Below are 6028 nucleotides of genomic sequence, written 5' to 3' on the forward strand. Positions count from 1 at the left end.
TGTGAACCGGGTTCCGCGGCCGTCAGCGCGGCGCCACGCCCCTGCCCACCGGGCCCTGGAGGGCCCCGCCGTCCTTCTGCGGCGGCCGCTGCGAGGAGGTCCCCTCCGTCGGGGCGTCCCGCGGTGCGGGGCTGCCGGATGCCGCGGGTGCGCCGCCGGCAGCGGCGGCCGGGGAGGCGCCGGCGGACACGGCGGGCGGCACCGGGGGCGGGGTGCCCTCGTCGTCCGGGTCGTCGCCGCAGGCCGCGACGCCGAGCAGGGTCAACGCGGCCAGCAAAGATGCGGCGTGGCGGTGCCTCGCGGCGCGGAGCCTCATGGTGCGGTCCCTCCCCGGGGCGACTGACGGCGATAGCGTGTCAACCTAGTCCCCTCGTCCCGACGGAAGGCCGCGCGGTGCCAGACGATCTCACGCTGACCGTGACCCAGCGGCCGGCGGCTCTCGATGCACGCCGGGGCATCGTGCGGCTGCATCCCGAGGTGATGGCCGCGCTCGCCGTCAACCCGGGCGACCCGCTGCGGCTGACCGGCCGGCGCACCACCGCGGGCATCGCCGCCCGGGCCGAGGCGGGCGCCAGCCGGGCGCTGCTCTACGCCGACGACCTCACCATCGGCAACCTGGGCCTGCGGGACGGCGCTCAGGTGACCGTGACCCCCGTGCCCGTCGTCGCCGCGCGCCGGGTGACCCTCTCCGGCACGGCCGAGATCGTGGCCCTCGTCTCACCCGAGATGCTGCGCCTGGCGCTGCTGGGCAAGGTGGTCAGCGCCGGCGACGACGTGTCCCTGCTGCCGCAGGACGTGCTGCCGGAGGCGTCGCACCGGTCGCTGGTCGAGGCGGCCCGGCGCAGCCTGGCCAACCGGGTCGGCTACGCCTGGACCAGCACCCTGCTCCAGGTGGTCGAGGTCGCGGACGCGGACGCCGCCCTGGTCACCATGGACACGGTCGTGGCCTGGCGGGAGGGACCGTCGTCGTCGCCGGCCGGCACCCTGCCGGAGCCGGCCCGCACCGAGCCGGCGTCGACCGACCCGGCGTCCACCGACCCCGACGCGGCGCCGCCCAGCGTGGACGACCTGCCTGGACTGCGGGCCCAGGCGCACGAGCTGACCGAGCTGCTCGACCTCGGCTTCCACCACCGCGAGGTGCTGGGCCGGCTCGGCACCACCGTCTCCCTCGGCGTCCTGGTGTCCGGCCCGGCCGGTTCGGGCAAGTCGGCACTGGTCCGCGCCGTCGCGGCGAGCGTCGGGGCCACCGTGCTGCCGGTGTGGGCGCCGGAGCTGGCGGCGCTGACGAACGACGCCGCCGCGACCCGGCTGCGGGCGCTGGCGCGCGACCTGCGGTCCGGCGGTCCGGCGGTGCTGCTGGTCGCCGACGTCGAGGCCCTCGCGCCCCGCGACGAGGCCGGCCCGCTCGCCACGGTCTTCCGGCAGGTGGTGTCCGAGCTGGTCCGCGGCGGGGCGGCGGTGGTCTGCACGACGAGCCGGCCGGAGGCCGTCGACCCGTCGCTGCGCGCCCCCGACCTGCTGGCGGTGCAACTGGCGGTGCCGCTGCCGGACGAAGCCATGCGGCGCGAGCAGCTGCGCGTGCTCACCCGCGGGATGCCGCTGGCCGAGGACGTACGGCTGGACGACGTCGCCGGGCGTACCCCGGGATTCGTCGCGGCCGACCTGGGCGCCCTGGCCCGCGAGGCCGGGGTGCGCGCGGCCCTGCGGCAGAAGGACGCCGAGGCGCCCACCGTGGCCATGGCCGACTTCGAGGCCGCGCTGGACGTGGTCCGGCCGACCTCGATGGCCGAGTCGACGCTCGAGGTTGCCCAGGTCACCCTGGACGACGTGGGCGACCTGGCCGACGTCAAGCAGGTGCTCACCGAGTCGGTGCTGTGGCCGCTGACCTATCCGGACACGTTCGCCCGCCTCGGCGTTCAACCGCCGCGCGGCGTGCTGCTCTACGGCCCGCCCGGCTGCGGCAAGACCTATCTGGTCAAGGCCATCGCGGGTACGGGCAGGGCCAACGTCCTGTCGGTCAAGGGCGCCGAGCTGCTGAGCAAGTGGGTCGGCGACAGCGAACGCGCGGTGCGTGAGCTCTTCCGCCGCGCCCGCGAGGCCGCGCCCACCCTGGTGTTCCTCGACGAGGTGGACGCCCTGGCGCCCACCCGCGGCCAGGCGACCGACGGCGGCACGACGGACCGCGTCGTCGCCGCCCTGCTGACCGAGCTGGACGGGGTCGAGTCGCTGCGCAACGTCGTGGTCATCGGCGCCACGAACCGCCCCGACCTGATCGACCCGGCCCTGCTGCGCCCCGGCCGCCTGGAACGGCTCGTCTTCGTGCCCCCGCCGGACGGCGAAGCCCGCGCGGCGATCCTGCGGGCCTCGTCGAGGTCGGTGCCGCTGGACGACGCCGTGGACCTCGACGCGCTCGGCGCGGAGCTGGCGGGCTTCTCGGCGGCGGACTGCGCGGCCCTGATCCGCGAGGCGGCCCTCGCGGCCATGCGCGAGTCCCTCGAGGCGACGACGGTGACCGCCGGCCACGTCGCGACGGCCCGCGAACGGGTCCGCGCGTCCCTCGACCCGGCTCAGGTGGCCTGGCTCGAGGCGTACGCGGCCACCCACTCCGCCGGATGACGCCCTCATGAGCGTGCTGCGGACCGGAGCGGGACGCTGCCGTGCAGACGAGTAGGCCTGTCCTCGCGGCTGGGCGGCGGCACTCGGTGGGGCTGTGTGCCGACGGCACGGTGGTTGCGGTCGGCACGGGGACATCCGGTGAGTGCCGCGTCGGCGACTGGGTCGACGTGGTCGCCGTGGCGGCGGGCAACGTGCACACCGCGCCGAACACCGGACGGTCGCACAGCGTGGGCCTGCGCGCGGACGGCACGGTGCTGGCGACGGGCTGGAACGGTGACGGTCAGTGTGACGTCGCGTCCTGGCGCGACGTCACCCTGGTCGCTGCGGGCTGGCGCCGCACCCTGGGGCTGGTTCGTGACGGCACCGTGCTGGCGGCGGGACGGCCCGGTGAGGGCGCATGCGACGTGGGCCGATGGCGGGAGGTCGTCCAGCTGGCCTGCGGTGACTGGCATTCGGTGGGCCTGCGAGCCGACGGGAGCACGGTCGCGGTGGGCAACGATCGCCGTGGGCAGTGCGCGGTGGACGCGTGGCGTGACATCGCGGCCGTCGCCGCCGGTTACCTTCACACGGTCGGTCTCACTCGCGACGGACGCGTCGTCGCGGCGGGCGATCGGTCGGCGGGAGCCTGTGACGTCGGCACCTGGCGCGACGTCGTGGCGGTGGCGGCGGGGAGCCACCACACCGTCGGGGTCACCGCGGCCGGCCGGGTCAGGGCCGCGGGCGGCAACGAGCACGGACAATGCGACGTGGCGAGCTGGCGCGGGATCGTCGCGGTGGCGGCCGGGTCCGCCCACACCCTCGGGCTACGCGGGGACGGAACGGTCGTCGCCGCGGGAAGCAACGAGCACGGGCAATGCCAGATCACCGGCTGGAACGCCATCCGGCCGCCCGGCTGAACAACCGGCCGGCGGCGCTACGCGCAGACGACGTGGACGCCGGCGTCGCGGAAGGACTGGACCACGGACTGCGGGGCTCCGGAGTCGGTGACCAGCGTTTCGACCTGGCCGATCGGGCAGATGCGGGCGAAGGCGTGCCCGCCCAGCTTGGACGAGTCCGCGATCACCACCACCCGCTTGGCCCGGGCCACCATCAGGCTGTTCATGGCCGCCTCGCCCTCGTGGTGGGCGGCCGCCCCGAGGTCGACGTCCAGGGCGTCCACGCCGAGCAGCACGATGTCGAGGGTGACCTCCTTGAGGAGGGCGCCGCCGAGGGGGCCGACGAGCTCGAAGGACTGCGGGCGGACCACGCCGCCGGCGACGACGATCTTCATGCGGGAGCGGACGAGCAGCTCGTTGGCGATGTTGAGGGCGTTCGTCACCACCGTGAGCTGGGCACCCTCGCCGCTGGTGTTGAGGTCGGGGCGGACGGCCAGGGCGCGGGCCACCTCGGTCATGGTGGTGCCGCCGTTGAGGCCGACGACCGTACCGGGGACCACGAGGTTGGCCGCCGCCTCGCCGATGCGCTGCTTCTCCGCCGAGTGCTTCGCGCTCTTGTAGCGCAGGGGCAGGTCGTAGGAGACCCCGTTCGCCACCGCGCCGCCGCGGGTACGGGTGATCATCTGCTGCTGGGCGAGCTGGTCGAAGTCGCGGCGGATCGTGGCCTGGGAGACGTCCAGTCGGTCCGCCGCGTCCTCCACCGTGACGCGGCCGGTCTCCGCCAGTAACTCCAGCAGGGCATTCCACCGCGCGTACCGGTCCACCCGATCTCCCTGCTGCTCGTTTCGTGATAAGAGTGTGCACATTAGTGCGCGAAACGTCGCCTAGCAAAGAGCGTACCTGCGCGATCCCATCGCGGAGGTTGCGTTGCCACCAAGAGTCCACGCAGAATAGCGCTCGAAAGACCCGGAAACCGAGCGCTTATGCGCAGCCCAACGGCCCGATGGGGGAACTGCCATGAGTCACGTCAAGGTGGAGATCGCCAGTCAACCGGACTGCTGGCGGCAGGCGGCCAAGATGGCGGACTCGGACGGGCTGCCGCTGCCGGGCGAGCGGGTGGCCGTCGCGGGCTGCGGCACCTCCTGGTTCATGGCGAAGGCGTACGCGGCGATGCGCGAGGCCGAGGGCCACGGCGACACGGACGCCTTCCAGGCCTCGGAGTTCCCGCTCGGCCGCCGCTACGACCGGGTGCTCACGATCAGCCGGTCCGGCACCACCACCGAGGTCGTCCGGCTCCTCGACGCCCTCCGGCGCCGCAGCCGGACCACCGTGATCACCGCCGACGGCGGGTCGCCGGCCGCCGCGGCCGCCGACGAGGCCATCGTGCTCGACTTCGCCGACGAGCTGTCGGTGGTGCAGACCCGCTTCGCCACCAGCACGCTGGCGCTGCTGCGCGCCCACCTGAACTACGACATCGAACCCGTGGCGGCCGACGCCGAGGTCGCCGTGCGGCTGCCGCTGCCGGTGCACCCGGCGCTCGCCAAGCAGATCACCTTCCTGGGCCGGGGCTGGACCGTCGGCCTCGCGGAGGAGGCCGCCCTCAAGTGCCGTGAGGCCGCCGGCTGGTGGGCCGAGGCGTACCCGGCGATGGACTACCGGCACGGGCCGGTCTCGATCGCCGCGCCCGGCCGGGTGGTCTGGGCATTCGGGGAGATCCCGCCGAACCTCTGCGAGGAGGTCGAGAGCACCGGCGCGGCGTTCGTGCACAGCCGTTACAACGGCGGGTACGCGGCGCTCGGCAGCTGGCGCGGCGGCGGGCGCACCGGGCTCGACCCGATGGCCGACCTCGTCGTGGCGCAGCGGGTGGCGGTGCTGCTCGCCACCAGCCAGGGCCTGGACCCGGACCATCCGCGCAACCTCACCCGCTCGGTGGTGCTCGTATGACAGCCCGGACATGACCGCGGGGCGCGACGTCGTCGTGGCGCTGGACGTCGGCGGCACCGGCATGAAGTGTGCCCTGGTCCGCCCGGACGGCACGGTGCAGCACGCCGAGCGGCATCCGACGCTGGCCCAGCGCGGCTCGGAGGCGGTCACGGCCACCGTTCTCGACGTCGCCACCGGGCTGGCCGAGCGGGCCCGTTCGGCCGGGCTGAACCCCGTCGCCGCGGGTGTGGCGGTTCCCGGCGTGGTCGACGAGGAGTCCGGCACCGCGGTGTGGTCCAGCAACATCGGCTTCCGGGACGTACCGCTGCGGGATCTGGTGGCGCGCCGGCTCGGGCTGCCCGCGGTGCTCGGCCACGACGTCCGCGTCGGCGGGCTGGCCGAGGCGCGGCTCGGCGCGGGCCGCGACCAGCGGCACGTGCTGTTCATCGCGATCGGCACCGGGATCGCGGCCGCCCACGTGGTCGACGGCCGGGCGTTTTCCGGCGCGCACGGCGCGGCCGGCGAGGTCGGGCACATCATCGTCCGGCCGGGCGGGCCGTCCTGCGGCTGCGGGGCGCGCGGCTGCCTGGAGTCGATCGCCTCGGCGGCCGCCG

Annotated in this window: 6 protein-coding genes; 4 read left to right on the forward strand and 2 right to left on the reverse strand. The window is 75.0% G+C overall.

Translation table 11 applies throughout. From position 1 onward, the window contains the following. Positions 1-22: 22 nt before the first annotated feature. Positions 23-316, reverse strand: coding sequence for a hypothetical protein (locus IEY99_RS04280; protein WP_189200755.1), 294 nt, complete (start codon positions 314-316; stop codon positions 23-25). Between the two features lie 77 nt (positions 317-393). Between IEY99_RS04280 and IEY99_RS04285 the strand changes: the two genes are divergently transcribed. Together IEY99_RS04285 and IEY99_RS04290 are read left to right on the forward strand one after the other, a co-directional pair. Continuing rightward, positions 394-2616, forward strand: a complete 2223-nt coding sequence (locus IEY99_RS04285; RefSeq protein ID WP_229798101.1) for an AAA family ATPase — start codon at positions 394-396, stop codon at positions 2614-2616. A gap of 41 nt (positions 2617-2657) precedes the next feature. Beyond that, positions 2658-3512, forward strand: coding sequence for an RCC1 domain-containing protein (locus IEY99_RS04290; protein ID WP_189199438.1), 855 nt, complete (start codon positions 2658-2660; stop codon positions 3510-3512). A gap of 17 nt (positions 3513-3529) precedes the next feature. Here the strand turns inward: IEY99_RS04290 and IEY99_RS04295 are convergent, their stop codons facing one another. Next, entirely contained in the window at positions 3530-4315 is a 786-nt protein-coding gene (locus IEY99_RS04295) for a DeoR/GlpR family DNA-binding transcription regulator (protein WP_189199440.1), read from the reverse strand. Positions 4316-4508: 193 nt separating this feature from the next. Here IEY99_RS04295 and IEY99_RS04300 point away from each other — a divergent pair, with 193 nt between their 5' ends. After that, complete coding sequence (locus IEY99_RS04300; RefSeq protein WP_189199442.1) at positions 4509-5435, forward strand: SIS domain-containing protein; 927 nt, start codon at positions 4509-4511, stop codon at positions 5433-5435. A gap of 10 nt (positions 5436-5445) precedes the next feature. Beyond that, positions 5446-6028 (forward strand): ROK family protein (locus IEY99_RS33965; protein ID WP_229798103.1); only part of this gene is annotated, 583 nt, incomplete at its 3' end.

Source organism: Couchioplanes azureus, from assembly GCF_014648355.1.
In the GTDB taxonomy this organism is placed as follows: domain Bacteria; phylum Actinomycetota; class Actinomycetes; order Mycobacteriales; family Micromonosporaceae; genus Actinoplanes; species Actinoplanes azureus.

Coding starts and splice junctions, on each gene's coding strand:
- IEY99_RS04300 (WP_189199442.1), top strand. CDS start 4,509: ATGAGTCACGTCAAGGTGGAGATCGCCAGTCAACCGGACTGCTGGCGG.
- IEY99_RS04280 (WP_189200755.1), bottom strand. CDS start 316: ATGAGGCTCCGCGCCGCGAGGCACCGCCACGCCGCATCTTTGCTGGCC.